Source organism: Leclercia sp. Colony189, from assembly GCF_009740165.1.
GTDB lineage: Bacteria > Pseudomonadota > Gammaproteobacteria > Enterobacterales > Enterobacteriaceae > Enterobacter.
This window is the reverse complement of the sequence record NZ_CP046557.1, coordinates 1,396,545-1,422,118: the sequence shown is the minus strand read 5'-3', so window position 1 is coordinate 1,422,118 and position 25,574 is coordinate 1,396,545. Positions and strand designations below refer to the sequence as shown.

Annotated in this window: 23 protein-coding genes and 5 tRNA genes; 2 read left to right on the top strand and 26 right to left on the bottom strand. The window is 54.3% G+C overall.

All coding sequences use genetic code 11. The annotated features are described in order from the left end of the window. Positions 1-101 precede the first annotated feature (101 nt). Positions 102-1,040: a CDF family zinc transporter ZitB gene (gene zitB, locus GNG29_RS06700; RefSeq protein ID WP_103178733.1), complete on the top strand. Its 939-nt coding sequence runs from the start codon at positions 102-104 to the stop codon at positions 1,038-1,040. On the opposite strand, the gene pnuC is transcribed toward zitB, so the two are convergent. The 26 genes from pnuC to sdhC all read right to left on the bottom strand — a co-directional run bounded on the left by pnuC (position 1,037) and on the right by sdhC (position 23,589). Continuing rightward, positions 1,037-1,756 (bottom strand): nicotinamide riboside transporter PnuC, encoded by a 720-nt coding sequence (pnuC, locus tag GNG29_RS06695; RefSeq protein ID WP_103178732.1) that lies wholly within the window; start codon positions 1,754-1,756, stop codon positions 1,037-1,039. The genes zitB and pnuC overlap by 4 nt on opposite strands. A gap of 30 nt (positions 1,757-1,786) precedes the next feature. Further along, positions 1,787-2,830, bottom strand: a complete 1,044-nt coding sequence (nadA, locus tag GNG29_RS06690; RefSeq protein ID WP_156654111.1) for a quinolinate synthase NadA — start codon at positions 2,828-2,830, stop codon at positions 1,787-1,789. A 342-nt stretch (positions 2,831-3,172) separates the two neighbouring features. Continuing rightward, a tRNA-Lys gene (locus GNG29_RS06685) sits at positions 3,173-3,248 on the bottom strand. A gap of 29 nt (positions 3,249-3,277) precedes the next feature. Then, a tRNA-Lys gene (locus GNG29_RS06680) sits at positions 3,278-3,353 on the bottom strand. 145 nt (positions 3,354-3,498) lie between these two features. Next, a tRNA-Lys gene (locus GNG29_RS06675) sits at positions 3,499-3,574 on the bottom strand. Positions 3,575-3,577: 3 nt separating this feature from the next. Beyond that, positions 3,578-3,653: transfer RNA gene (locus tag GNG29_RS06670), tRNA-Val, on the bottom strand. Between the two features lie 135 nt (positions 3,654-3,788). Further along, positions 3,789-3,864, bottom strand: a tRNA-Lys gene (locus tag GNG29_RS06665). Positions 3,865-4,026: 162 nt separating this feature from the next. Beyond that, the gene (cpoB, locus tag GNG29_RS06660) at positions 4,027-4,809 is read right to left on the bottom strand and encodes a cell division protein CpoB (protein WP_103178730.1); all 783 of its coding nucleotides are present in this window, start codon (positions 4,807-4,809) and stop codon (positions 4,027-4,029) included. 9 nt (positions 4,810-4,818) lie between these two features. Continuing rightward, positions 4,819-5,340, bottom strand: a complete 522-nt coding sequence (gene pal / locus GNG29_RS06655; RefSeq protein WP_032617096.1) for a peptidoglycan-associated lipoprotein Pal — start codon at positions 5,338-5,340, stop codon at positions 4,819-4,821. Between the two features lie 34 nt (positions 5,341-5,374). Then, complete coding sequence (gene tolB / locus GNG29_RS06650; protein ID WP_103178728.1) at positions 5,375-6,667, bottom strand: Tol-Pal system beta propeller repeat protein TolB; 1,293 nt, start codon at positions 6,665-6,667, stop codon at positions 5,375-5,377. A gap of 127 nt (positions 6,668-6,794) precedes the next feature. After that, on the bottom strand, positions 6,795-8,120 hold the full coding sequence (tolA, locus tag GNG29_RS06645; protein ID WP_156654110.1) for a cell envelope integrity protein TolA: 1,326 nt from the start codon (positions 8,118-8,120) through the stop codon (positions 6,795-6,797). A 37-nt stretch (positions 8,121-8,157) separates the two neighbouring features. After that, entirely contained in the window at positions 8,158-8,586 is a 429-nt protein-coding gene (gene tolR, locus GNG29_RS06640; RefSeq protein WP_039029343.1) for a colicin uptake protein TolR, read from the bottom strand. Positions 8,587-8,589: 3 nt separating this feature from the next. Beyond that, positions 8,590-9,282 (bottom strand): Tol-Pal system protein TolQ, encoded by a 693-nt coding sequence (gene tolQ, locus GNG29_RS06635; RefSeq protein WP_072036639.1) that lies wholly within the window; start codon positions 9,280-9,282, stop codon positions 8,590-8,592. Further along, positions 9,279-9,683: a tol-pal system-associated acyl-CoA thioesterase gene (ybgC, locus tag GNG29_RS06630; protein ID WP_032617092.1), complete on the bottom strand. Its 405-nt coding sequence runs from the start codon at positions 9,681-9,683 to the stop codon at positions 9,279-9,281. Before ybgC ends, tolQ begins: the two co-directional genes overlap by 4 nt. A 148-nt stretch (positions 9,684-9,831) precedes the next feature. Continuing rightward, on the bottom strand, positions 9,832-10,116 hold the full coding sequence (gene ybgE / locus GNG29_RS06625; protein ID WP_103178726.1) for a cyd operon protein YbgE: 285 nt from the start codon (positions 10,114-10,116) through the stop codon (positions 9,832-9,834). Next, positions 10,116-10,229, bottom strand: coding sequence for a cytochrome bd-I oxidase subunit CydX (gene cydX / locus GNG29_RS06620; RefSeq protein ID WP_003858598.1), 114 nt, complete (start codon positions 10,227-10,229; stop codon positions 10,116-10,118). Before cydX ends, ybgE begins: the two co-directional genes overlap by 1 nt. Positions 10,230-10,243: 14 nt before the next feature. Continuing rightward, on the bottom strand, positions 10,244-11,383 hold the full coding sequence (gene cydB / locus GNG29_RS06615; protein WP_103178725.1) for a cytochrome d ubiquinol oxidase subunit II: 1,140 nt from the start codon (positions 11,381-11,383) through the stop codon (positions 10,244-10,246). Between the two features lie 15 nt (positions 11,384-11,398). Further along, positions 11,399-13,000 (bottom strand): cytochrome ubiquinol oxidase subunit I, encoded by a 1,602-nt coding sequence (gene cydA / locus GNG29_RS06610; protein ID WP_103178724.1) that lies wholly within the window; start codon positions 12,998-13,000, stop codon positions 11,399-11,401. Positions 13,001-13,810: 810 nt separating this feature from the next. Further along, a complete protein-coding gene (gene sucD / locus GNG29_RS06605; protein WP_032617085.1) occupies positions 13,811-14,680 on the bottom strand; it encodes a succinate--CoA ligase subunit alpha in 870 nt (289 codons plus the stop codon). Further along, positions 14,680-15,846, bottom strand: a complete 1,167-nt coding sequence (sucC, locus tag GNG29_RS06600; RefSeq protein ID WP_103178722.1) for an ADP-forming succinate--CoA ligase subunit beta — start codon at positions 15,844-15,846, stop codon at positions 14,680-14,682. The genes sucD and sucC overlap by 1 nt, the downstream gene beginning before the upstream one ends. An 87-nt stretch (positions 15,847-15,933) precedes the next feature. Next, positions 15,934-17,160, bottom strand: a complete 1,227-nt coding sequence (gene odhB / locus GNG29_RS06595; protein WP_103178721.1) for a 2-oxoglutarate dehydrogenase complex dihydrolipoyllysine-residue succinyltransferase — start codon at positions 17,158-17,160, stop codon at positions 15,934-15,936. 14 nt (positions 17,161-17,174) lie between these two features. After that, the gene (gene sucA / locus GNG29_RS06590) at positions 17,175-19,982 is read right to left on the bottom strand and encodes a 2-oxoglutarate dehydrogenase E1 component (protein WP_103823558.1); all 2,808 of its coding nucleotides are present in this window, start codon (positions 19,980-19,982) and stop codon (positions 17,175-17,177) included. 363 nt (positions 19,983-20,345) lie between these two features. After that, positions 20,346-21,062, bottom strand: a complete 717-nt coding sequence (sdhB, locus tag GNG29_RS06585) for a succinate dehydrogenase iron-sulfur subunit SdhB (RefSeq protein WP_103178719.1) — start codon at positions 21,060-21,062, stop codon at positions 20,346-20,348. A gap of 15 nt (positions 21,063-21,077) precedes the next feature. After that, positions 21,078-22,844 (bottom strand): succinate dehydrogenase flavoprotein subunit, encoded by a 1,767-nt coding sequence (sdhA, locus tag GNG29_RS06580; protein ID WP_103178718.1) that lies wholly within the window; start codon positions 22,842-22,844, stop codon positions 21,078-21,080. Next, positions 22,844-23,191, bottom strand: coding sequence for a succinate dehydrogenase membrane anchor subunit (sdhD, locus tag GNG29_RS06575; RefSeq protein ID WP_103178717.1), 348 nt, complete (start codon positions 23,189-23,191; stop codon positions 22,844-22,846). Before sdhD ends, sdhA begins: the two co-directional genes overlap by 1 nt. Further along, positions 23,185-23,589, bottom strand: a complete 405-nt coding sequence (sdhC, locus tag GNG29_RS06570) for a succinate dehydrogenase cytochrome b556 subunit (RefSeq protein ID WP_168192044.1) — start codon at positions 23,587-23,589, stop codon at positions 23,185-23,187. The genes sdhD and sdhC overlap by 7 nt, the downstream gene beginning before the upstream one ends. Positions 23,590-24,229: 640 nt before the next feature. Here sdhC and GNG29_RS06565 point away from each other — a divergent pair. Continuing rightward, positions 24,230-25,516, top strand: a complete 1,287-nt coding sequence (locus GNG29_RS06565) for a citrate synthase (RefSeq protein WP_103178716.1) — start codon at positions 24,230-24,232, stop codon at positions 25,514-25,516. Positions 25,517-25,574: the final 58 nt, after the last annotated feature.

Sequence of the window (25,574 nt, the reverse complement as noted above, 5' to 3'; positions counted from 1 at the left end):
TAATGCGGTTATGATGAAGGAGTGCTACGGCTCTCCTTTATTTTTTGTGCAAAATGTTAAAAACTCTACACTTAAAATAATAATTTACCGGGACAGTATTCATGGCGCACTCCCACTCGCACGCCCCTTCTTCACAGGATGAAAATGCTAAACGCTTAACGCTGGCGTTCGGCGTCACCGCCACCTTTATGATCATTGAGGTGATCGGCGGGTTGGTTTCTGGATCGCTGGCGCTGCTGGCCGATGCGGGTCATATGTTCACGGACGCCGCTGCGCTGCTGTTTGCGCTACTGGCGGTGATATTCGCCCGCCGCCCGCCTAGCCACGGACGCACCTTTGGCTGGCTACGTCTCACTACCCTCGCCGCCTTCGTCAACGCCATCGCGCTGGTCTTGATCACGATTTTAATCGTCTGGGAAGCCTTCCAGCGTTTCCGCCATCCGCAGCCTGTCGCGGGTGTCACCATGATGGTGGTAGCCGTTGCCGGGCTTATCGCCAATATCCTGGCGTTCTGGATTTTGCATCGCGGCAGTGGAGAAAAGAATCTCAACGTGCGGGCAGCGGCGCTGCATGTGCTGGGGGATCTTCTGGGATCGGTGGGAGCCATCGTTGCGGCGCTGGTGATCCTCTGGACCGGCTGGACGCCCATCGACCCGATATTGTCGATTCTAGTCTCGTGCCTGGTGTTACGCAGTGCCTGGCGGCTTCTACAGGAGAGCGTCAATGAGCTGCTGGAAGGGGCGCCGGCGACGCTGGATATCCCGGCGCTGAAGCGCAACTTAACGCGCTCCCTTCCTGAAGTGCGCGATGTGCATCATGTACACGTCTGGATGGTGGGAGAAAAACCGCTGATGACCCTGCATGTTCAGGTTATCCCGCCTCACGATCATGATGCGTTACTGGGGCGTATTCAGCACTTTCTGGAGCACCATTACGCCATTGCGCACAGCACCATTCAGATGGAATACACCCCCTGTAACGGACCGGACTGCCACCTCAACGAGATCCCGTCCGGTCACGCCCATCATCACCACCATTAACGTGCCAGCGCGTGTGAACCCCGTTCACGCGCGCTGTTGATCCACATCCTGCTGCCGTTCAGGGCGATGAAGGTGAGGATCATATACTCCAGCGACATGGCGTAGACGCCCTGCAGGGCAAAGATCGCCACGCTTATCACGTTGATGATCACCCACAGCAGCCAGTTTTCGACATATTTACGGGTCATCAGGATCATGGCGGCAATCGACAGAACCATCATGCATGAATCCCAGAACGGGAAGGCGTCAGGCTGCAGCTCCGGCATGGTGACGTTCAGCCCCAGGGTATTCATCACCGAGACCGCTACGCGGGTCAGGAAAGCGAACACCGGGTCGATATAGACCGTCATCAGGCCAATGGCTACCACGCAGGCAGCCAGCCAGCCCATGGCCTTCGGCAACGGTAGCCAGCGGATCTGCAGTTCCGCCTCCTGCTGGCTGTTCTGCCGGGACCAGGCGTACCAGCCGTAGATATTGGCCCCAAAGAAGAACAGCTGCAGCAGCAGGCTGGCATACAGCTGGATCTGGAAGAAGATAATGGCGAACAGGGTGACGTTCACCAGGCCAAACGCGTAGTTGACGATCTTCTCCAGACTGGCAAGCCAGATACAGAGCAGACCTGCAATTGTCCCGACCGCTTCAATCCATGACAAGTCATAGCCGCCAGCGCCAATCGGTATATGTACCAGAATGTTTTGCGTGCTAAAAAAATCCATCTTTTCCCCTGAGCGTTACGTTTACGTGGTTTAAGGACGTAGTGTAGCCGCAAAATCCAGCATTCGGTTAAGCGGAATTAACGCCCCCTCTCGCAGCGCGGCATCAACATGGATTTCATGGGCGGCTCCGCCCGTCTCCAGACCGTCTGCAATCGCTTTGAGCCCGTTCATGGCCATCCACGGACAGTGCGCGCAGCTGCGACAGGTTGCCCCCTCGCCTGCGGTCGGTGCTTCCAGCAGCTCTTTCTCTGGCACCGCCTGCTGCATTTTGTAGAAGATGCCGCGATCGGTCGCCACAATCAACTGGCGATGCGGCAGCGTCTTCGCGGCAGCGATCAGCTGGCTGGTTGAGCCGACGGCATCCGCCATATCAACGATCGCCTGCGGGGATTCCGGGTGAACCAGAATGGCCGCATCCGGGTAGAGCCCCTTCATGCGCGCCAGCGCCTGCGTTTTGAATTCATCATGGACGATACAGGCGCCCTGCCAGCAGAGAATATCCGCTCCGGTCTGTTTCTGGACGTAATTGCCAAGATGTCTGTCCGGTGCCCAGATAATCTTCTCGCCCAGGCTGTCGAGATGCTCAATCAGTTCAACGGCGATACTGGAGGTGACCACCCAGTCGGCACGTGCTTTAACCGCGGCAGAGGTGTTGGCGTAGACGACGACCGTTCTGTCAGGGTGGGCATCACAGAAGGCGGTAAACTCGTCGATCGGACAGCCCAGATCGAGCGAGCACTCCGCATTCAGGGTCGGCATCAGGATCGTTTTTTCCGGGCTGAGGATTTTGGCCGTCTCGCCCATAAAACGCACCCCGGCCACCAGCAACGTCGAAGCAGGATGCTTAGCACCAAAGCGCGCCATCTCCAGCGAGTCCGAGATACAACCGCCCGTCTCTTCTGCAAGCTGCTGAATTTCAGGATCGGTATAGTAATGGGCCACCATAACCGCATCACGCTCTTTGAGCAGACGCTTAATTTTCTCACGGTAAAACTGCTTTTCGTCCAGGCTCAGCGGGGCAGGCTTTGGTGGGAAAGGATAGATAGCGGCTTCTGGATCAAACATCACACTCATTTTGGCTTCTCGTTTTACTGGCTTAACAAGTTTGCCGTTATTTTTTGGCGGAAACCAAAGTAATGGCAATTGTGTTTTATATACTAAACAAGATAGCGAATCTGAGAGAGAAAGTCACACCAAAAGCGTGCGGGCAGCATTTGTCGGGTGGCGCTTCGCTTACCCGACCTACGTAAACCCTCGCATTTTGGATTCTGGAATAACAGATAGCAAAAAGGCGCCTTTAGGGCGCCTTTTTACATTGGTGGGTCGTGCAGGATGACTCGGCTTCGCCTCGCCCTTCGGGCCGTTGCTGATGCAACGTTATCCTTCACGTTTACTCTCTGAGTCAGAAAGTAAAATTGGTGGGTCGTGCAGGATTCGAACCTGCGACCAATTGATTAAAAGTCAACTGCTCTACCAACTGAGCTAACGACCCCTTGCGGGATGTACTGCTTTTCTTCGAAGTGGTGGGTCGTGCAGGATTCGAACCTGCGACCAATTGATTAAAAGTCAACTGCTCTACCAACTGAGCTAACGACCCATTCGGGTGCTGACTTCGAAGATTATTACTCGGTACCACCAGAAAGTGGTGGGCGTGCAGGATGACTCGGCTTCGCCTCGCCCTACGGGCCGTTGCTGACGCAACGTTATCCTTCACGTTTACTCTCTGAGTCAGAAAGTAAAATTGGTGGGTCGTGCAGGATTCGAACCTGCGACCAATTGATTAAAAGTCAACTGCTCTACCAACTGAGCTAACGACCCGAGTGGTGGGTGATGACGGGATCGAACCGCCGACCCCCTCCTTGTAAGGGAGGTGCTCTCCCAGCTGAGCTAATCACCCGATACTACGCTGGATACTACTTACTACTAAGTTAGTGGTGGGTCGTGCAGGATGACTCGGCTTCGCCTCGCCCTACGGGCCGTTGCTGACGCAACGTTATCCTTCACGCTAACCTACTGCTTTCTACTTAAGTAGTGGTGGGTCGTGCAGGATTCGAACCTGCGACCAATTGATTAAAAGTCAACTGCTCTACCAACTGAGCTAACGACCCACTATTTCGGCTGCTTCTGGGGTGTTTGATATCCCTTGGCAACGGCGGCATATATTACTGATTTAAGAATTCTGCGCAACTAAAATTTTGATGAATATCACTTAACTGCTTACGAATTATGCGGCAAGACCAGAAATAAAGCGATTTCTGGTCATGCGGCAATCATCCCATCGCAGCAAGGCGTTTTTGCGCTTGTTTTGCCCCTTCGGTGCCCGGGAACTTTGTGACTACCTGCTGGAAAACGGCTTTCGCTTTTGCGGTGTCGCCTTTGTCCTGCATGATCACACCGACCTTATACATCGCGTCAGGAGCTTTCGGTGATTTCGGGTAATTTTTAACGACAGAGGCGAAATAGAATGCCGCATCGTCTTTTTTACCCTTGTTGTAATTCAACTGTCCCAGCCAGTAATTTGCGTTTGGCTGATAAGTCGAATCCGGGTATTTCTTCACGAAGTTCTGAAACGCCGCCATCGCCTCGTCCTGGCGCGAGTTATCCTGCACCAGGGCAATTGCCGCATTGTAATCAGTATTCGCATCACCGCTCTGCACAGGCGCAGCGGTCGAGGCTGATGTGTCAGCCTGAGGCGTTGCCGCAGCACCCTGATCCCCTGCTGCCGGTTGCGCTGCTGCGCCGCCATTATTCAGGTTATCAATCTGCAACAGGATCTGCTTCTGACGCTCCACAACCTGATTGAGCTGATACTGGCTTTCCTGGATCTGTCCGCGCAGTGAGTCAATATCGGTTTGGTTGTCAGAGAGCTGCTGCTGAAGTTGGGTTAAAAGCTGGCTGTGAGCATTAGAAATACGCTCGAGTTGGGTGACCCGGTCTTCTACCGAGCCTGAGCCGACACTACTGATTGGTGCCTGAGCAAAAGCGGCCCAGGGGGCCGCTATACCAACCAGTAACGACAGACTCAACAGATGATGTCTGAAGTTACTGCTCATGCAATTCTCTTAGTAAACCAGTACGGCACGACGGTTTTTGGAGTAAGCCGCTTCGTCGTGGCCCAGTACTGCAGGTTTTTCTTTACCGTAAGAAACGATGGAGATCTGGTCAGCAGAAACGCCTTTACCCTGCAGGTACATTTTAACGGCGTTAGCACGACGCTCACCCAGAGAGATGTTGTACTCAGGAGTACCACGTTCGTCCGCGTGACCTTCTACGGTGACTTTGTAAGACGGGTTGCTACGCAGGAAGTTAGCGTGCGCATCCAGCATCGCAGCGAAGTCAGAACGGATGTCGAACTTGTCCAGATCGAAGTAAACAATGTTGTTCTGCTGCAGCTGTTGCATCTGAAGACGCGCCTGCTCTTCAGAAGACATATTGCCGTTGCCGTTTGCGTCCATACCGGTGCCGGCACCCATCATGCCTTCGCCGCTCTGGTCGTTGCTGGCGTTCTTGTTAGAAGAACACGCTGCGATTGCCATAACAGGCAGAGCGATCATCAGCCCTTTCAGCACTTTGTTCAGTTGCATTTCTATGATTCCTATATTATTCAATTAATTATTATTACAGGTACGGCGACCAGGCAGGTGATTTTACCTGTCCATCAGTTGCCGGAATACGCGCTTTGAAACGCCCATCGGTAGAAACCAGATTCAGCACGGATCCCATCCCCTGAGAAGAGCTGTAGATAACCATAGTGCCGTTAGGTGCCAGACTTGGCGTTTCATCCAGGAAAGTCGACGACAGAACTTGTACGCCGCCCCCGCCCAGATCTTGTTTAGCAATGTGCTGCTGACCACCGGCCGAGCTGACCATTACCATAAACTTACCATCAGCGCTCACGTCGGCGTCCTGGTTCTGAGAACCTTCCCAGGTGATACGCTGCGGTGCACCGCCATTAATATTAACTTTATAGACCTGTGGACGACCCGCCTGGTCAGAGGTAAAGGCCAGGTTCTGGCTGTCCGGGAACCAGGTTGGTTCGGTGTTGTTGCTGCGACCATCAGTTACCTGACGGATCTGGCCGGAGGCGATATCCATCACGTACAGGTTCAGGCTACCGGTTTTAGACAGGGCAAACGCCAGTTTAGAACCGTCAGGCGAGAATGCTGGTGCGCCGTTGTGACGTGGGAAAGAGGCAACCTGACGTACCGCGCCGTTAGATAACGTCTGGATAACCAGCGCCGAACGACCGCTTTCGAAGGTCACGTAGGCCAGCTTAGAACCATCCGGCGACCAGGCCGGAGACATCAGCGGCTGTGGTGAACGGTGAACGGTGAACTGGTTGTAGCCATCGTAGTCAGAGACGCGCAGCTCATACGGGAACTGACCGCCGTTGGTCTGTACAACGTAAGCGATACGGGTGCGGAAAGCGCCTTTGATGCTGGTCAGCTTCTCAAACACTTCATCACTTGCCGTATGGCCCGCATAACGCAGCCACTGCTTGTTCACTTTGTAGCTGTTCTGCGCCAGCACGGTACCCGGTGCGCCACCGGTATCCACCAGCTGATAGGCCACGGTGTAACCGCCGTCCGGGTTAGGGGTCACCTGACCCACCACCACCGCGTCGATACCCAGTGCAGACCATGCTGCTGGCTGCAACTCTGCGGCTGTGCCCGGCTGCTGTGGCAGACGAGAACGGTCTAATGGGTTGAATTTACCGCTGTTGCGCAGGTCAGCGGCAACAATGCCGCCCACATCTTCCGGCGCAGCGCCTGGCCCTTTCCACTGGAACGGAACCACACCAATTGGACGTGCCGAATCCACCCCCTGGGTGATCTCGATACGCACTTCTGCGTGCAGCACCGCTGCCCACAGCATTAAGAAACTCATTGCAACACGTAATGCCTGCTTCATCATATCTCCCATATCCGGGTAACCTTACCCGCATAATTTAGCAGAATGTTAACAAACCCAAATAAACAAAACTACCAATCCACAGCCTCAAACGTAGACTGTTTTGCCAACTTTAGCGGGAAAAACGCTACAGTTTGAAATCAAGTTTGGCATCTTTTACTTTTTCATAAACAGCCTGGCTAGGCGGTTTAGGAATTCTGGCAGTTTTTGCAGCCGTCAGCGCAGCCTGACATAAGGCAGGATCACCGCCCTCTTCAGTGACATCCAGCAGCAGGCCATCTGGCGCCAGCTTAATATGTAGCACACAGGATTTACCGGCATACAGATCAGCGCCATATAGACGGCTCTGAATTGCATTACGAATCTGCGAAGCATAAGCACTAATATCAGCGCCTGACGCACCACCATTCGCCCCGCTTGTTCCACTATCTTTTGCTGGTTGGCCGTTACCTTTTGCACCACCCGATTTCGGCGCATTCTTACCTGAGCTTAAATCACCGAACAGATCGTCGACATCCGATGCGGCCGCTTTTTCTGCTGCGGCTTTCTTGGCGGCAGCGGCTTTCGCGGCGGCAGCTTTGTCAGCAGCAGCTTTATCGGCAGCCGCTTTCTTTTCTGCAGCCGCTTTTTCGGCTGCGGCTTTCTTATCGGCTGCGGCTTTTTCTGCGGCAGCCGCTTTCTTCTCGGCTGCGGCTTTTTCAGCAGCAGCCTTTTCAGCGGCCGCGGCTTTTTCCGCAGCAGCCGCTTTCTTCGCTGCTTCGGCAGCCGCTTTTTTCTCGGCTTCCTGGGCGGCTTGTTTAGCGGCTTCTGCTTCGGCTTTTTTCTGTGCGTCGGCAGCGGCTTTCCTAGCCGCTTCCGCTTCTGCCTTTTTCTTCGCGTCAGCCGCTGCTTTTGCGGCTTCGGCTTCAGCCTGTTTCTGGGCATCGGCTGCAGCTTTTTTCGCTGCGGCTGCGGCGGCTTCAGCAGCTTCTTTTGCCTGAGCATCTGCCTTCGCTTTCGCTTCCGCTGCGGCTTTGGCTGCCGCCTCTTCCGCCTGCTTCTGCTGCTCCTGCGCTTTTTTCGCGGCGGCTTCAGCCTGTTTTTGCTGCTCCGCCTGCTCTTTCGCTGCTTCCTGCGCCTGCAAACGTTCTTTCTCAAGCTGCTTCAGACGTTCCTGCTCGGCGGCCTGCTTTTCACGCAGCTCCTCCGCCTGCTGTTGCGCCTGCTTTTCACGCTGCTCTTCAGCACGTTTTGCACTCGCCTGCTGCTGTTGCTGACGGTTATAGTTCTGAACGACCGCGCCGGGATCGACCATGACGGCATCGATGGAAGAACCTCCACCACCTCCGGCAGCGGCATCCAGATGCTCATCGAACGAACTCCAGATCAGTCCTGCAAAAAGAATCACATGCAGCACCGCCGAGATAATTATCGCCCGTTTAAGCTTATCGTTTTGTTCGGTTGCCTTTGACACTATGGGTTCCCAAAAACTCTGTTGTGTACGCAGATAATCAAATAGGCTGCGTCATCAAGCCGACTGACTTAACGCCCGCGCTATGCAACAGGTTCAGCGCTTTAATTATTTCATCGTAAGGCACGTCTTTCGCGCCACCGATTAAGAAGACCGTTTTCGGATTGGACTGCAGGCGTCGTTGCGCTTCCGCAATGACCTGCTCCGGCGGCAGCTGATCCATACGATCTTTTTCCACCACCACGCTGTACTGCCCTACTCCGGATACCTCAATGATTACCGGCGGATCGTCATTGGTACTTACAGCCTGAGATTCTGTCGCATCCGGCAGATCAACCTCCACGCTCTGGGTGATGATGGGTGCTGTCGCCATAAAGATCAGCAGCAGCACCAGCAGCACGTCCAGCAGCGGTACAATGTTGATTTCGGACTTCAGTTCGCGACGACCCCGTCCACGCTGTCTGGCCATGGTTTACCCCTTGTTGCTCTCGGTGCTGGTAAACGCCTGGCGGTGCAGAATCGCAGTGAACTCTTCCATGAAGTTGTCGTAGTTCAGTTCCAGTTTGTTCACGCGCTGGTTCAGACGGTTATACGCCATAACCGCTGGAATCGCCGCGAACAGACCAATAGCAGTCGCGATCAGCGCTTCAGCGATACCTGGTGCAACCATTTGCAGCGTCGCCTGTTTTACCGCACCCAGGGCGATAAAGGCGTGCATGATCCCCCATACCGTACCAAACAGACCGATATAGGGGCTGATGGAACCCACGGTACCCAGGAAAGGAATATGCGTTTCCAGCGTTTCCAGTTCACGGTTCATGGAGATGCGCATCGCACGGGATGCTCCCTCCACTACCGCTTCCGGCGCATGATTATTCGCGCGGTGCAAACGGGCGAACTCTTTAAATCCGCTATAGAAGATTTGCTCGGAGCCGGAGAGGTTTTCACGACGGCCCTGGCTCTCCTGATACAAACGGGAAAGTTCGATACCAGACCAGAACTTGTCTTCAAAGGCTTCCGCTTCGCGGCCTGCCGCATTGAGGATACGGGTTCTCTGAATGATGATGGCCCAGGATGCGATTGAAAAACCAATCAAAATCAACATGATAAGTTTAACCAGAAGGCTTGCCTTCAGGAACAAATCAAGGATATTCATGTCAGTCACTGCTTAAACTCCGCGACAATAGACTTAGGAAGCGCACGAGGCTTCATGATGAGTGGATCAACACAGACAATCAGGACTTCAGCTTCGTTCAGTACCGTGTTCTCTGCATTGACGATCCGCTGCGTGAAAACCAGTGAGGTTCCGCGCATTGATGTTATTTCTGTTTGGACTTCGAGCATATCGTCGAGTCTGGCAGGCGCAAAATACTCCAGCGTCATCTTGCGTACCACGAAGGCAACTCGCTCCGCCAACAGAACCTGCTGGCTAAAGTGATGATGGCGCAGCATTTCAGTGCGTGCTCGTTCATAAAAGGCAACGTAGCTGGCGTGGTAAACCACACCACCGGCATCCGTGTCTTCATAGTAGACCCGAACCGGCCATCGAAATAGCGTTGTATTCACTTTACATCCCGGTAATGCAAAAAAGGTTAGAGCTTTTAAACTTCGCTACTATACGCGCGGGAATGGTGGTTTGGAATGGGGGAAAGTAAACAGAGAGTAAATTTTTATGGGCCCGGGTAAGCCCATAATATTAACGGATAGTTCTTATTCAGTTGAAAAAGAAAAACAGGCCCAACAGCAGGATCACATCAGCAATCAGCGGGCAAAAAATGCCCTGCCAGTGTACGGCTTTCGGACGAAATCCCACCCCGTGGATTACGCCTGCACATACCGCCCACATAATAAGAAAACCGTGCCAGATCTCAAGCTCGCTGGTTTTCGCCGCGAAGCGCGACGGATCCCAGAAAATACAGCCCGCCAGCAGTAAGGCCATCACTAAGGAAAGCGCCCTTAACGGGCGCTTATCCATGATCGCGTAGAGATACGTGATCATCAGTGTTTTTCTTCACCGGCTTTGGTCGCTTCAACGTGCTCAAGCGCCAGTGCGGTAATCACACCAAATGCACAGGCCAGAAGCGTTCCTAAAATCCATGCGAAATACCACATATTCAGCTCCTTCCTTAATACAGAGAGTGGGTGTTGCTTTCGATATGTTCTTTCGTGATACGACCGAACATTTTCCAGTAACACCAGGCGGTGTAAGCCAGAATAATCGGTACGAACACGGCAGCCACAAACGTCATCAGATTAAGGGTCATCTGGCTGGAGGTTGCATCCCACATCGTCAGGCTTGCATTCATCATCGTGCTGGATGGCATCACGAACGGGAACATCGCGATACCGGCTGTCAGGATGATGCACGCCAGCGTCAGTGAAGAGAAGACAAACGCCAGTGCCCCTTTCTCCGCGCGGGAGGTCAGGATGGTCAGCACCGGCAGCACGACGCCCAGTGCCGGAATCGCCCACAGAATCGGTGTGTTATTGAAGTTCACCAGCCAGGCACCAGCCTCGCGAGCCACCTCTTTGGTCAGCGGGTTCGACGGCGCGGTATGGTCAATCGCAGTGGTCACAACATAACCGTCGATACCAAACATCACCCATAGACCTGCCAGCGCAAAGCCAACCAGCGTCACCAGAGCCGCCATCTGCGAGACGGCACGGGAGCGCAGGTGCAGCTCGCCCACGGTACGCATCTGCAGGTAGGTTGCCCCCTGGGTGATGATCATCGCCACGCTGACGACCCCTGCCAGCAGACCAAACGGATTCAGCAGCTGGAAGAAGTTACCGGTGTAGTAGAGGCGCATATATTCATCAAGGTGGAACGGCACGCCCTGCAGCAGGTTGCCGAACGCCACGCCGATGACCAGCGGCGGCACGAAGCTACCGATGAAGATGCCCCAGTCCCACAGGTTACGCCAGCGGGTGTCTTCAATCTTCGAGCGGTAATCAAAACCGACCGGACGGAAGAACAAGGATGCCAGCACCAGAATCATCGCCACATAGAAGCCGGAGAACGCAGCCGCGTAGACCATCGGCCAGGCAGCGAACAGTGCGCCGCCTGCGGTGATGAGCCACACCTGGTTACCGTCCCAGTGCGGGGCGATGGAGTTAATCATAATTCGACGCTCGGTATCATTACGACCGAGGAAGCGGGTGAGCATGCCCACCCCCATGTCGAAACCGTCAGTGACCGCAAAACCAATCAGTAAGATCCCGACCAGCAGCCACCAGATAAAACGCAATACTTCATAATCGATCATTTGATGACTCCTGTCTTACCGTGCCGGCTGAGTAGTCACGGTGGACTGCTCGTAGTGAGGCTGAGAAGCAACGGTGGACTGCTCATAATGGTAGCGACCGGTTTTCAGGCTGCTTGGGCCAAGGCGCGCAAACTTGAACATCAGGAACAGTTCAGCCACCAGGAACAGAGTGTAGAGGCCGCAAATCAGCAACATGGAGAAAATCAGATCGCCTGCGGTAAGAGAGGAGTTCGCCACCGCAGTTGGCAGCACCTCACCGATAGCCCACGGCTGACGGCCATACTCCGCAACAAACCAGCCGGATTCAATGGCAATCCACGGCAGCGGAATCGCATACAATGCGGTGCGCAGCAGCCATTTCTTCTCACCGATACGGTTACGAATGACCGACCAGAAGGAGGCGGCGATAATCAGCAGCATCAGCACACCACAACCCACCATGATACGGAAGGCGAAGTAGAGCGGCGCCACGCGCGGAATCGAGTCTTTGGTCGCCATCTGGATCTGCTCTTCCGTCGCGTCAGAGACGTTCGGGGTATAGCGTTTCAGCAGCAGGCCATAGCCAAGGTCTTTTTTCACGTCGTTAAACTGGTCGCGAACAGACTGATCGCTGGTCCCGGAACGCAGTTCTTCCAGCAGCGAGTAGGCTTTCATCCCGTTACGGATACGCTCTTCATGCTGCACCATCAGATCTTTCAGACCGATAACCGGCGTATCCACAGAGCGGGTGGCAATGATGCCCAGCGCATAAGGGATCTGAATAGCAAAGTGGTTCTCCTGCGCATCCTGATCGGGGATACCAAACAGGGTAAAGGCGGCCGGGGCAGGCTGGGTTTCCCATTCTGCTTCGATCGCTGCCAGTTTGGTTTTCTGCACGTCGCCCATTTCGTAACCGGATTCATCACCCAGCACGATAACGGAGAGGATAGCCGCCATACCGAAGCTCGCCGCGATGGCGAAAGAGCGCTTAGCAAAGGCGAAGTCACGACCACGCAGCATGTAGTAGGCGCTGATGCCCAGCACGAACATCGCGCCGCAGACATAGCCGGAGGCCACAGTGTGAACGAATTTCACCTGCGCGACCGGGTTCAGCACCAGCTCGGAGAAGCTGACCATCTCCATACGCATGGTTTCGAAGTTGAAATCAGAGGCGATAGGGTTCTGCATCCAGCCGTTGGCGACCAGGATCCAGAGTGCGGACAGGTTAGAGCCCAGGGCCACCAACCAGGTTACGCACATATGCTGGACTTTACCCAGGCGATCCCAGCCAAAGAAGAACAGACCTACAAAGGTAGATTCGAGGAAGAAGGCCATCAGACCTTCAATGGCCAGCGGCGCCCCGAAGATATCCCCGACATAGTGGGAATAATAAGACCAGTTAGTCCCGAACTGGAACTCCATGGTCAGGCCGGTTGCCACGCCCAGCGCAAAGTTGATACCAAACAACTTGCCCCAGAACTTGGTCATATCTTTATAAATCTGTTTGCCGGAGAGGACGTAAACCGTTTCCATGATGGCCAACAGGAACGCCATACCGAGCGTCAGCGGCACAAACAGGAAGTGGTACATCGCGGTCAAGGCAAACTGTAAGCGCGACAGTTCGACTACGTCTAACATTATGACTCCTTGCTCATCGCATGAAGACTCCGAGAGTGAATCCCGTTAGAGAAGGATCCACACACATGCCCCAAAAATTATCAGCACCCTTTCTTCGTTACTTAATCCTCGCAGGAGGAAAAAGCGATGATGAAAGGTTACAGATGCGTTAATAAAAACTGAAATTGATCCCGCAAATATATTACGCTGCAAAACCCTTACAATAAACAGGTTTTTAATGGAAGTCTTTTACGATTTACGACAGCGATCAATATTTAGCAAAATTACCACTTTCCGACCAATTTGATCGGGAACAATTTAGCGCCTTTTGACGCTCTTTTCCAGGTATTAAATATTGATATAAATCAATAATGCCTGAACGTGTTAAGGGTGTTTACGCGTGGTAAATGCAATGAAAATGATGTTAATGATATGTTTTAATATTCGCTTGATGGTTATCAAATAAAGCGGGGATTATAAATAAAGGTGATTTAAATTAACGCAGGCAGCGAAGCATTTTTTTAATAAGCCTGTACTACTAATGTCAGATGGTTCACAGTAATTTTCCGCAGGGGTTTTATCAAAAATTATTATCACAAATATTTTACTTTTAACAATCTATAATTTAACACCAATGTGTTGCTAATTTGTTTCATCCCGTCGCACCAAAAATGTTTTCACGCCCGTTTGCTTAACTTTCATCCGCCCTGCCCGCCTCTGTCTCCACACGTAAACACTGTCGCGCAAAAAAAAGGCCATCTTGCGATGGCCAACCATGTCGAAACGGACATTTATTATGTCAAAGCTCCCCGCACGGGGAGCAGAGAGGATTTACTTAATGATGGATTTCAGTGCTTCACCGATGTCAGCCAGGCTGCGCACGGTTTTCACGCCAGCGGCTTCCAGCGCAGCGAATTTCTCATCCGCAGTGCCTTTGCCGCCCGCGATGATGGCGCCTGCATGGCCCATACGCTTGCCTTTCGGCGCGGTCACACCCGCGATGTAGCCAACAACTGGCTTAGTCACGTGATCTTTAATGTAAGCAGCCGCTTCTTCTTCCGCGCTACCGCCGATCTCACCGATCATCACAATCGCTTCAGTCTGCGGGTCTTCCTGGAACAGCTTCAGGATGTCGATGAAGTTAGAGCCCGGGATCGGGTCGCCGCCGATGCCCACGCAGGTGGACTGGCCGAAACCGTAGTCGGTGGTCTGCTTAACCGCTTCATAGGTCAGGGTACCGGAACGAGAGACGATGCCCACTTTACCTGGCTTGTGAATGTGACCCGGCATAATGCCGATTTTGCATTCGCCTGGGGTGATCACGCCCGGGCAGTTTGGCCCGATCATGCGCACGCCCGCTTCGTCCAGCTTCACCTTCACGGTCAACATATCCAGGGTCGGAATACCTTCGGTGATGGTGATAATCAGTTTGATGCCTGCGTCGATCGCTTCCAGGATGGAGTCTTTGCAGAACGGTGCCGGAACGTAGATCACGGTGGCAGTTGCGCCAGTCGCTTCTACCGCTTCACGAACGGTGTTGAACACCGGCAGGCCCAGATGGGTGGTGCCGCCTTTACCTGGCGTTACGCCGCCAACCATCTGCGTACCGTAGGCAATCGCCTGCTCAGAGTGGAATGAACCCTGGCTACCGGTGAAGCCCTGGCAGATAACCTTGGTATCTTTATTAATTAAAACGGACATTATTTCCCCTCCACTGCGGCAACAACCTGCTGAGCTGCATCCGTCAGACTTTTCGCTGCAATAATATTCAGGCCGCTGTCAGCCAGTTTTTTCGCGCCGAGTTCAGCGTTGTTACCTTCCAGACGAACGACAACCGGGACGTTCACGCCCACTTCTTCTACCGCGCCGATGATACCGTCAGCGATAAGGTCGCAACGTACGATACCGCCGAAGATGTTAACCAGAACGGCTTTCACGTTGTCATCGGAGAGAATAATTTTGAATGCTTCGGTCACGCGCTCTTTGGTTGCGCCGCCGCCCACATCCAGGAAGTTTGCCGGCTCGCCGCCGTGCAGCTTAACGATGTCCATGGTGCCCATTGCCAGGCCCGCACCGTTAACCATGCAGCCGATGTTGCCATCGAGTGCCACGTAGTTCAGCTCCCACTGTGCAGCCTGCGCTTCACGTGGATCTTCCTGAGACTGGTCGCGCATTTCGCGCAGGTCAGCCTGGCGGAACAGCGCGTTGCCGTCAGCGCCCAGTTTGCCATCGAGGCAGATCAGATCGCCCTGCTTGGTGATCACCAGCGGGTTGATTTCGATCAGCGCCAGATCGCGCTCCAGGAAGATGGTTGCCAGGCCCATGAAGATCTTGGTGAATTGCTGCACCAGTTTACCTTCCAGACCCAGTTTAAAGGCCAGCTCACGACCCTGGTAAGGCATTGGGCCTGCCAGCGGATCGATAGCGACTTTGTGGATCAGATGCGGCGTCTCTTCCGCCACTTTTTCGATCTCCACGCCGCCTTCGGTAGAGGCCATGAACACCACGCGACGGGAGCTACGGTCTACGACTGCGCCCAGGTAGAGTTCTTTAGCAATATCGGTTGCCGCTTCAACCAGGATCTGGTTAACCGGCTGGCCGGCTGCGTCTGTCTGGTAGGTCACCAGTCGTTTGCCGAGCCAGTGCTCCGCAAAGGCGCGGATCTCTTCTTTACTGTTAACGACTTTCACACCGCCCGCTTTACCGCGGCCGCCAGCGTGAACCTGACATTTCACTACCCATGGACCCGCACCGATTTTAGAGGCGGCTTCTTCTGCTTCACGAGGGGTATTGCAGGCATAACCCACCGGAGCCGGTAAGCCATACCGGGCAAACAGCTGTTTTGCCTGATATTCATGTAAGTTCATGTGTTCTATCCATCCTTCAGGGTAATCGTTAGGTCATGCTTTTGTAGGCCCGGCAGACCAGGTGCCGCCGGGCAGTACCGCGAAAAACTAGACGTCCAGCAGCAGACGGGTCGGATCTTCCAGCAGCTCTTTAATCGCCACCAGGAAGCCCACGGACTCGCGGCCATCGATCAGACGGTGATCGTAAGAGAGCGCCAGATACATCATTGGCAGGATCTCCACTTTACCGTCTACCGCCATCGGGCGGTCTTTAATGGCGTGCATGCCCAGGATCGCGCTCTGCGGTGGGTTGATGATCGGGGTAGACATCAGCGAACCGAATACGCCGCCATTGGTAATGGTGAAGTTACCGCCAGTCAGGTCATCTACGGTCAGCTTGCCGTCACGGCCTTTCACTGCCAGCTCTTTAATTTTCTTCTCGATGTCAGCCATGCCCAGGGTATCCACATCACGCAGAACCGGGGTCACCAGGCCGCGCGGAGTAGAAACGGCCATGCTCACGTCGAAGTAGTTGTGATAAACCACATCATCGCCATCGATAGATGCGTTCACTTCCGGGTAGCGTTTCAGCGCTTCAACAACCGCTTTCACGTAGAAGGACATAAAGCCCAGACGGATACCGTGACGTTTTTCAAAGGCGTCACCGTACTGCTTACGCAGGTCCATGATTGGCTTCATGTTCACTTCGTTGAAGGTGGTCAGCATCGCGGTGGAGTTTTTCGCTTCCAGCAGACGCTCGGCCACGCGCTTACGCAGGCGGGTCATCGGCACGCGTTTTTCGCTGCGTGCGCCCAGAGCAGGCTGTGCTGCTGGTGCAGCTTCAGGCGCTTTGGCTTCTGCTTTCGCTTCAGACGGCGCTTTCGCCAGGTGTTTGTCAATATCTTCGCGGGTCAGGCGGCCACCAACGCCGGTGCCTTTAATGGCCGCCGGGTCGAGGCTGTGCTCAGCCAGCAGGCGACGGATCGCCGGGCTCAGCGCGTCGTTGCTCTGCTCTTCCAGAGAAGCCTGCTGGCGCTGGGCCGGCGTAGAGGCTTTCTCTTCAGACTTAGCGCTGGACTCTTTGCCCGCGCTGTTGCCTTCACGCAGGCGACCGAGGATCTGGCGAGAGGTTACCGTCGTACCTTCATCTTCCAGGACTGCATCCAGAATGCCATCCGCTGAAGCCGGTACTTCCAGTACCACTTTGTCAGTTTCGATTTCTACCAGCACTTCGTCGCGGGTTACCGCGTCGCCTGGTTTTTTGTGCCAGGTGGCGACGGTTGCATCTGCTACGGACTCAGGCAGGTCGGGAACAAGAATATCTACGCTACTCATTATGTATCCTTTAATTAATCGACGTTCAGCGCGTCATTGACCAGATCTTGTTGCTGCTTCTGGTGAACGGACATATACCCTACCGCCGGAGAGGCGGAGGCCGGGCGACCTGCATAACGCAGAGCAGACCCAAATGGAATCACTTCACGGAAATGATGCTGGCTGCAGTACCATGCGCCCTGGTTGAGCGGCTCTTCCTGGCACCAGACAAAATCATGTACGTGAGCGTACTGTTTCAGCACTTCCTGCATCGCCTGATGCGGGAACGGATAAAGCTGTTCGATACGCACGATGGCGACATCTTTCTGATCGTTCTTACGGCGCTGTTCCAGCAGGTCGTAATAAACCTTACCAGAACACATTACGACACGCTTAACGCCCTGCGGATCCAGTTCGTCAATTTCACCGATGGCCGGCAGGAAGGTGCCGTTTGCCAGCTCTTCCAGGCTGGAGACCGCCAGCGGGTGACGCAGCAGCGATTTCGGCGACATCACCACCAGCGGACGGCGCATCCCGCGCAGCGCCTGACGACGCAGCATGTGATAAACCTGTGCCGGGGTAGACGGTACGCAGACCTGCATGTTCTGCTCGGCGCAGAGCTGCAGATAACGCTCCAGACGTGCGGAGGAGTGCTCCGGCCCCTGGCCTTCATAGCCGTGCGGCAGCAGCATCACCAGGCCACACATACGGCCCCACTTCTGCTCACCGGAAGAGATGAACTGGTCGATAACCACCTGCGCACCGTTGGCGAAGTCGCCGAACTGCGCTTCCCAGATGGTCAGGGTGCGTGGTTCTGCGGTGGCGTAACCGTATTCGAATGCCAGCACCGCTTCTTCAGAGAGCACGGAGTCCCAGACCTTAAACTGGCCCTGGCCGTTGTGCACGTGCTGCAGCGGGGTATAGGTTGAACCGTTGGTCTGGTTATGAATCACCGCATGACGGTGGAAGAAGGTGCCGCGGCCCGCATCTTCACCGGACAGACGGACCGGAATACCTTCATCAACCAGAGTGGCGTACGCCAGGTTCTCAGCTCCGCCCCAGTCAAAGAGCTTCTCGCCTGAGGCCATCGCCTGACGGTCAGCGTAGATCTTCTGCACACGGGACTGCATCTCGATCGCTTCAGGTACGGTGCTGATGCGTTTTGCCAGCTCCTGCAGACGCTTCATCTCTACCTTGTTCGGGTAGCTCTCATCCCACTCGTGGTTGAGGTATGGCGACCAGGTAAAGGAGTGCATGTTCATCGGACGCAACTCTTTCACCACGCATTCGCCGGCATCCAGCGCGTCGCGGTAGAGGTTGACCATCTCGGTGGCATCTTCCAGGGTGACAACCTTCTCCGCTTCCAGCTTGTCAGCATAGATTTTACGCGGGGTCGGATGTTTTTTGATTTTCTGGTACATCAGCGGCTGGGTTGCACTCGGCTCGTCCGCTTCGTTATGACCATGACGGCGATAGCAGAACAGGTCGATGAACACATCGCGCTTAAAGGTGTTACGGAAATCCAGCGCCAGGCGGGTCACGAACGCGACCGCTTCCGGGTCATCCGCGTTAACGTGGAAAATTGGCGCCTGAACCATCTTACCGATGTCGGTGCAGTATGGGGTGGAACGTGCGTCCAGCGGGTTAGAGGTGGTGAAGCCCACCTGGTTGTTGATGACGATGCGAACGGTACCGCCCACTTCGTAACCCCGCGCTTTCGACATGTTCAGGGTCTCCTGAACCACGCCCTGCCCGGTAACTGCCGCATCGCCGTGGATGGTGATCGGCAGAACTTTGTTGCTGCTTGGCTCGTCCAGACGATCCAGACGGGCGCGTACGGAGCCGATAACCACAGGGCTTACGATCTCAAGGTGCGACGGGTTAAACGCCAGCGCCATGTGAACCAGGCCGCCCTGGGTTTCGATATCCGATGAGAAGCCCATGTGGTACTTCACATCACCGGTACCGAGGTGTTCTTTATGTTTGCCCGCGAATTCGTCGAACAGATCCTGCGGCTTTTTACCCAGCACGTTGATCAGCACGTTCAGACGACCACGGTGCGCCATGCCCAGTACCACTTCGCGGGTACCGCTGTTGCCCGCGTGGCGGATCAGCTCTTTCAGCATCGGCACCAGCGCATCGCCGCCTTCCAGCGAGAAGCGTTTTGCGCCCGGGAATTTCGCACCGAGATAACGCTCCAGCCCTTCGGCTGCGGTCAGTTCGTTCAGGAAACGCTTTTTCTCGTCGGCGTTGAAGGTGGATTTACCGGCAACAGATTCGATACGCTGCTGGATCCAGCGTTTCTCTTCGGTAGAGGTGATGTGCATATACTCTGCGCCGATGGAGCCGCAGTAGGTCTGCTTCAGCGCTTCCAGCAGATCGCCCAGCTTCATCGTGTCTTTGCCGATAGCGAAAGAGCCAACGTTGAAGGTTTCCTGGAAATCCGCTTCGGTCAGGTCGTGATATGCCGGATCTAAATCAGCCACGCGCTCCTGCTTCCACAGTCCCAGCGGATCCAGATTTGCGTGCTGGTGGCCGCGGAAGCGGTAGGCGTTAATCAGCTGCAGGACTTTAACCTGCTTCGCATTGGTGTCAGGGTCGGAGATAGCGGAAGAGTAACGTGAGGCATCCTTCGCCAGACGACGGAAATAATCACGTGTTTTGGAATGAAATTGATCCGGTTTGACACCCGTTCCAGGTAACTCCTGGAACATGGAACGCCAGTTAGCGTCCACTGAGTCAGGGTCGGTTAAGAAGTCTTCATAGAGCTGTTCAATCCAGCTTTGGTTTGCACCAGAGAGGAATGAAGAGTCCAGCCAGGCTTTCATTGCGCCGTTCTGCATCGTGATCCCTTAAGCATTTTTATGCTTACTTTCGCCGTAGAAACTACCACGCACACCACGTGTACGTGCCGGGGTTCACCTGCGAGCTCTTTTACTTTGGCCCGCGAAGGAACCTTTAGAAACTGTCTAAATAATCTTCGTCGTTCCGGCTGCGACTGCGTTGCGGCTTTCACTCACCCCAGTCACATAGTTCACTATGCTCCAGGGGATTCGTTCAACCGCGCCTTGTCTCGCGCTGAACGTCTCGATTATTTACTTAACTGGCAGTTTTTAAAGGTTTCTGCAATTTGCCGGATGGCGCTACGCTGACCGGGCCTACAAAATCGTAGGCCGGATAAGCGCAGCGCCATCCGGCGTTGTTACTTACGCACTGCGCTGCAACAACATCGACTTAATGTGGCCGATGGCACGCGTCGGGTTCAGCCCCTTAGGACATACACTGACGCAGTTCATGATGCTGTGGCAGCGGAATACGCTGAAAGCATCACTCAGCCCTTCCAGGCGGTTGTCGGTTTCGGTATCGCGGCTGTCAATCAGGAAGCGGTACGCTGCCAGCAGGCCAGCCGGGCCGATAAACTTGTCCGGGTTCCACCAGAACGACGGGCAAGAGGTCGAACAACATGCACAGAGGATACACTCATACAGGCCATCGAGTTTTTCACGCTGCTCTGGCGACTGTAAATGCTCGCGAGCGGGTGGATTTTGCCCATTATTCAATAAGTAAGGCTTAATCTTCTCATATTGTGCATAGAATTGCCCCATGTCCACCACCAAATCACGCACGACCGGCAGTCCTGGCAGAGGGCGGATGACAATCTTCTGTCCCGGACGGTTAAGCGCCGAGATAGGCGTGATACAGGCCAGACCGTTTTTGCCATTCATGTTCAGACCGTCGGAGCCACACACCCCTTCACGGCAGGAACGACGGAATGACAGTGTCGGATCCTTCTCTTTCAGCTGCATTAAGGCGTCCAGCAGCATCATGTCACGGCCTTCTTCCGCTTCCAGGGTGTAATCCTGCATACGCGGAGCGTCATCAACATCAGGGTTATAACGATAAACTGAAAATTCGAGTTTCATTGTCCTGTCTCCGCATTAGTAAGTACGAATCTTCGGCGGGAACGCCGGACGCAGTTTCGGTTCCATATTGACGCTGCGTCGCGTCATGGATTCCGTCTCTGGCAGATACAGGGAGTGGCACAGCCAGTTTTCATCATCACGATCCGGGAAGTCGAAGCGGCTATGGGCGCCCCGGCTCTCGGTACGGAAGTTTGCAGAGACCGCTGTTGCGTATGCGGTTTCCATCAGGTTATCCAGCTCCAGGCACTCAACGCGCTGGGTGTTGAACTCGCTGGAGGTGTCGTCCAGACGGGCATTTTTCAGACGCTCGCGGATCGCTTTCAGCTGCTCAAGACCTTTGGCCATCGCGTCACCTTCACGGAATACCGAGAAGTTGTGCTGCATGCACTCCTGCAGCGCTTTACGGATTTCCACCGGATCTTCGCCGTTACGGTTGCCGTTCCAGCGGTTGAGACGTTCCAGAGAGGCTTCAATATTCGCTTCGGTGGCATCACGCAGTGGCCCCTGCTCGGCAATGGACTCCTGCAGATGCAGACCGACCGCACGACCAAACACCACCAGGTCGAGCAGAGAGTTGCCGCCCAGACGGTTGGCGCCGTGTACGGATACGCAGGCAATTTCGCCTACCGCAAACAGGCCCGGGATCACCACATCTTCGCCCTGCTCGTTCACGGTCAGCGCCTGGCCGGTCACTTTGGTCGGAATACCGCCCATCATGTAGTGACAGGTTGGGATAACCGGGATCGGCTCTTTAACCGGGTCGACGTGAGCGAAGGTACGGGAGAGTTCCAGGATGCCCGGCAGACGGGATTCCAGAACCTCTTTACCCAGATGATCCAATTTCAGCTTCGCGTGCGGGCCCCATGGACCGTCGCAGCCGCGGCCTTCACGGATTTCGATCATGATAGAACGCGCCACCACGTCACGACCCGCCAGGTCTTTCGCATTCGGGGCATAACGCTCCATGAAGCGCTCGCCATGTTTGTTCAGCAGGTAGCCGCCTTCACCGCGGCAGCCTTCTGTTACCAGCACGCCCGCACCGGCGATACCGGTTGGGTGGAACTGCCACATCTCCATATCCTGCACCGGTACGCCAGCGCGGATAGCCATACCGACGCCGTCACCGGTGTTGATATGGGCGTTCGTAGTGGACTGATAAATACGGCCTGCGCCGCCGGTCGCCAGCACGGTGGCACGGGCTTTGAAGTAGACTACTTCACCGGTTTCAATGCACAGGGCGGTACAACCGACGATGGCGCCATCTTCGTTTTTCACCAGATCCAGCGCATACCACTCGGAGAAGATGGTGGTTTTGTTCTTCAGGTTCTGCTGGTACAGCGTGTGCAACAGGGCGTGACCGGTACGGTCCGCAGCCGCCGCTGTACGTGCCGCCTGCTCGCCGCCGAAGTTCTTCGACTGGCCGCCAAACGGACGTTGATAGATGGTGCCGTTCTCCAGGCGGGAGAACGGCAGCCCCATGTGGTCAAGCTCCAGAATCGCTTCCGGGCCGGTTTTACACATATATTCAATGGCGTCCTGGTCACCGATATAGTCGGAGCCTTTCACCGTGTCGTACATATGCCATTCCCAGTTATCATCATGGGTATTACCGAGCGCAACGGTGATGCCACCCTGCGCAGATACGGTATGGGAACGGGTCGGGAACACTTTAGAGAGCAGCGCACAGGTCTGGCCGCTCTGGGAAATTTGCAGCGCCGCGCGCATACCTGCGCCGCCAGCGCCAATCACTACAGCGTCAAATTCTCTGACTGGAAGTTTCATCACACACCCCACACCACAACAAATCCATAAATAACGTAAACCACCAGTGCAACGACAATAGCCAGCTGCAACGCGAGACGAATCGCCATTGATTTAACGTAGTCGGTCAGTACCTGCCACATGCCAATCCACGCGTGGATCAGAATGGAGAAGAGCGCCAGCAGGGTAAACACTTTGGTAAAGGCAGACCCGAAGAAGCCAGTCCAGATTTCCCAGGTCAGATCGCCGCTGGTGGCAAAGAAACCGATCATGTAGATGATGTAGAGGGTGAGAACGATAGCGGTAGCACGGACCAGAATGAAGTCATGTACGCCGTTGCGTCCTAATGCGGAGGCGTTGCTTACCATACGAGAACTCCTGCGAGAAGTGAAAGCACGACAGTGATAACAAAGGAGATGTTAGCGGTACGTTTGCCGGTTTCGAAGGTCTCTTCCAGATAGCCGACATCCATCAGCATATGGCGGATGCCGCCAACAACGTGATAGGCCAGCGCGGTGAGGATGCCCCACATGATAAATTTCACAAAGAAACCGTTCATGATGTCGGCGGCCTGCTGGAATCCTTCCGGAGACGAGAGGCTGGTACCCAGTAACCATAACAGGATACCCACCGCGACAAACGTGATCACACCGGATACACGATGAAGGATGGACGCTATTGCCGTTACGGGGAATCGGATCGTTTTGAGATCCAGATTGACAGGTCTTTGTTTTTTCACATTTCTTATCATGAATAACGCCCACATGCTGTTCTTATAGTTTCCTTCCTCCGGACTGCGATGCGGGTCAGACAGCGTGCCTTTTATATAACTGTGCGTCATGCAAAACATTGCTTCCAGATGCTCAAATGACACGTTACAACGCTGGTTGGCTCGGGATTGCAGGGTTTTCCGGAGACCTGGCGGCAGTATAGGCTGTTCACAAAATCATTACAATTAACCTACATACAGTTTGTCGGGTTTTCTCTGGAACAGTGATCAGGGTCACGATAACAACATCTTTTTAATTTTTAATCATCTGATTTGACAAATGTTAAACATTATTGTTACAAACATCACCAGAAAAGGCATATAATGCGCAAAAGTTATGAGGTCTCTCTTTCACCTGAGAATAAGTTATGTAACAGTGTGATGGTATTGACCGAAGTTATCAGGACAGTTATTAGTGATATACAGGTTTGAATAATTCGGACTGAACAAACACTGATTTGCTGTTATTTCTCTGGTTTCTCATTTGTTTACCTGCTAGCGCCATTGCTCTGTACCCTGGTTTCTCCTCGTGAGCTGAGCGGCGAGCCAAATAACAAACTGGTAACAATGATAAATCAGCTGAATGCAAATCCGGTTATGGGCAGTCTTAAGCAATAAGGCGCTAAGGAGACCGTAAATGGCTGATACTAAGGCAAAAATCACCCTAAATGGTGACGCTGCTATTGAACTGGATGTGCTAAAAGGCACGCTCGGTCAGGATGTTATTGATATCCGTAGTCTTGGTTCTAAAGGTATGTTTACCTTTGACCCTGGTTTTACCTCCACCGCATCTTGCGAGTCCAAAATCACCTACATCGACGGTGACGAAGGTATTCTGTTGCACCGCGGTTTCCCCATCGACCAGTTAGCGACTGACTCCAACTACCTGGAAGTGTGCTACATCCTGCTGAACGGCGAAAAGCCGACGCAGGAACAGTACGATGAGTTCAAAACCACCGTCACTCGTCACACGATGATCCATGAGCAGATTACCCGTCTGTTCCACGCCTTCCGCCGCGATTCACACCCAATGGCGGTAATGTGCGGGATCACCGGTGCACTGGCCGCGTTCTACCATGACTCCCTGGATGTGAATAACCAGCGTCACCGCGATATCGCCGCGTTCCGTCTGCTGTCCAAAATGCCAACCATGGCAGCGATGTGTTACAAATACTCCATCGGACAGCCGTTTGTTTATCCGCGCAACGACCTCTCTTACGCCGGTAACTTCCTGCGTATGATGTTCGCCACGCCGTGCGAAGAGTACGAAGTGAACCCGGTTCTGGAACGCGCAATGGATCGTATCCTGATCCTGCATGCTGACCACGAGCAGAACGCCTCTACCTCTACCGTCCGTACCGCTGGTTCTTCAGGCGCGAACCCGTTCGCCTGTATCGCAGCAGGTATCGCCTCCCTGTGGGGACCGGCACACGGCGGCGCGAACGAAGCGGCACTGAAGATGCTGGAAGAGATCAGCTCCGTTGAGCACATTCCTGAATTCGTCCGTCGTGCGAAGGATAAGAACGACTCCTTCCGTCTGATGGGCTTCGGTCACCGTGTTTACAAAAACTATGACCCGCGCGCAACCGTGATGCGTGAAACTTGCCACGAAGTGCTGAAAGAGCTGGGCACCAAAGATGACCTGCTGCAGGTGGCGATGGAGCTGGAACACATCGCGCTGAACGACCCGTACTTCATCGAGAAGAAACTCTACCCGAACGTCGATTTCTACTCCGGTATCATCCTGAAAGCGATGGGCATTCCATCTTCCATGTTTACCGTTATCTTCGCGATGGCGCGTACCGTGGGCTGGATTGCACACTGGAACGAAATGCACACCGAAGGGATGAAAATTGCCCGTCCTCGTCAGCTGTACACCGGCTACGAGCAGCGTAATTTCGAGTCTGACGTGACTAAACGCTAAAAGCGATGCCCGGCGGCGCTACGCTTGCCGGGCCTGTAAAAACGAACTAAGCCGGGTA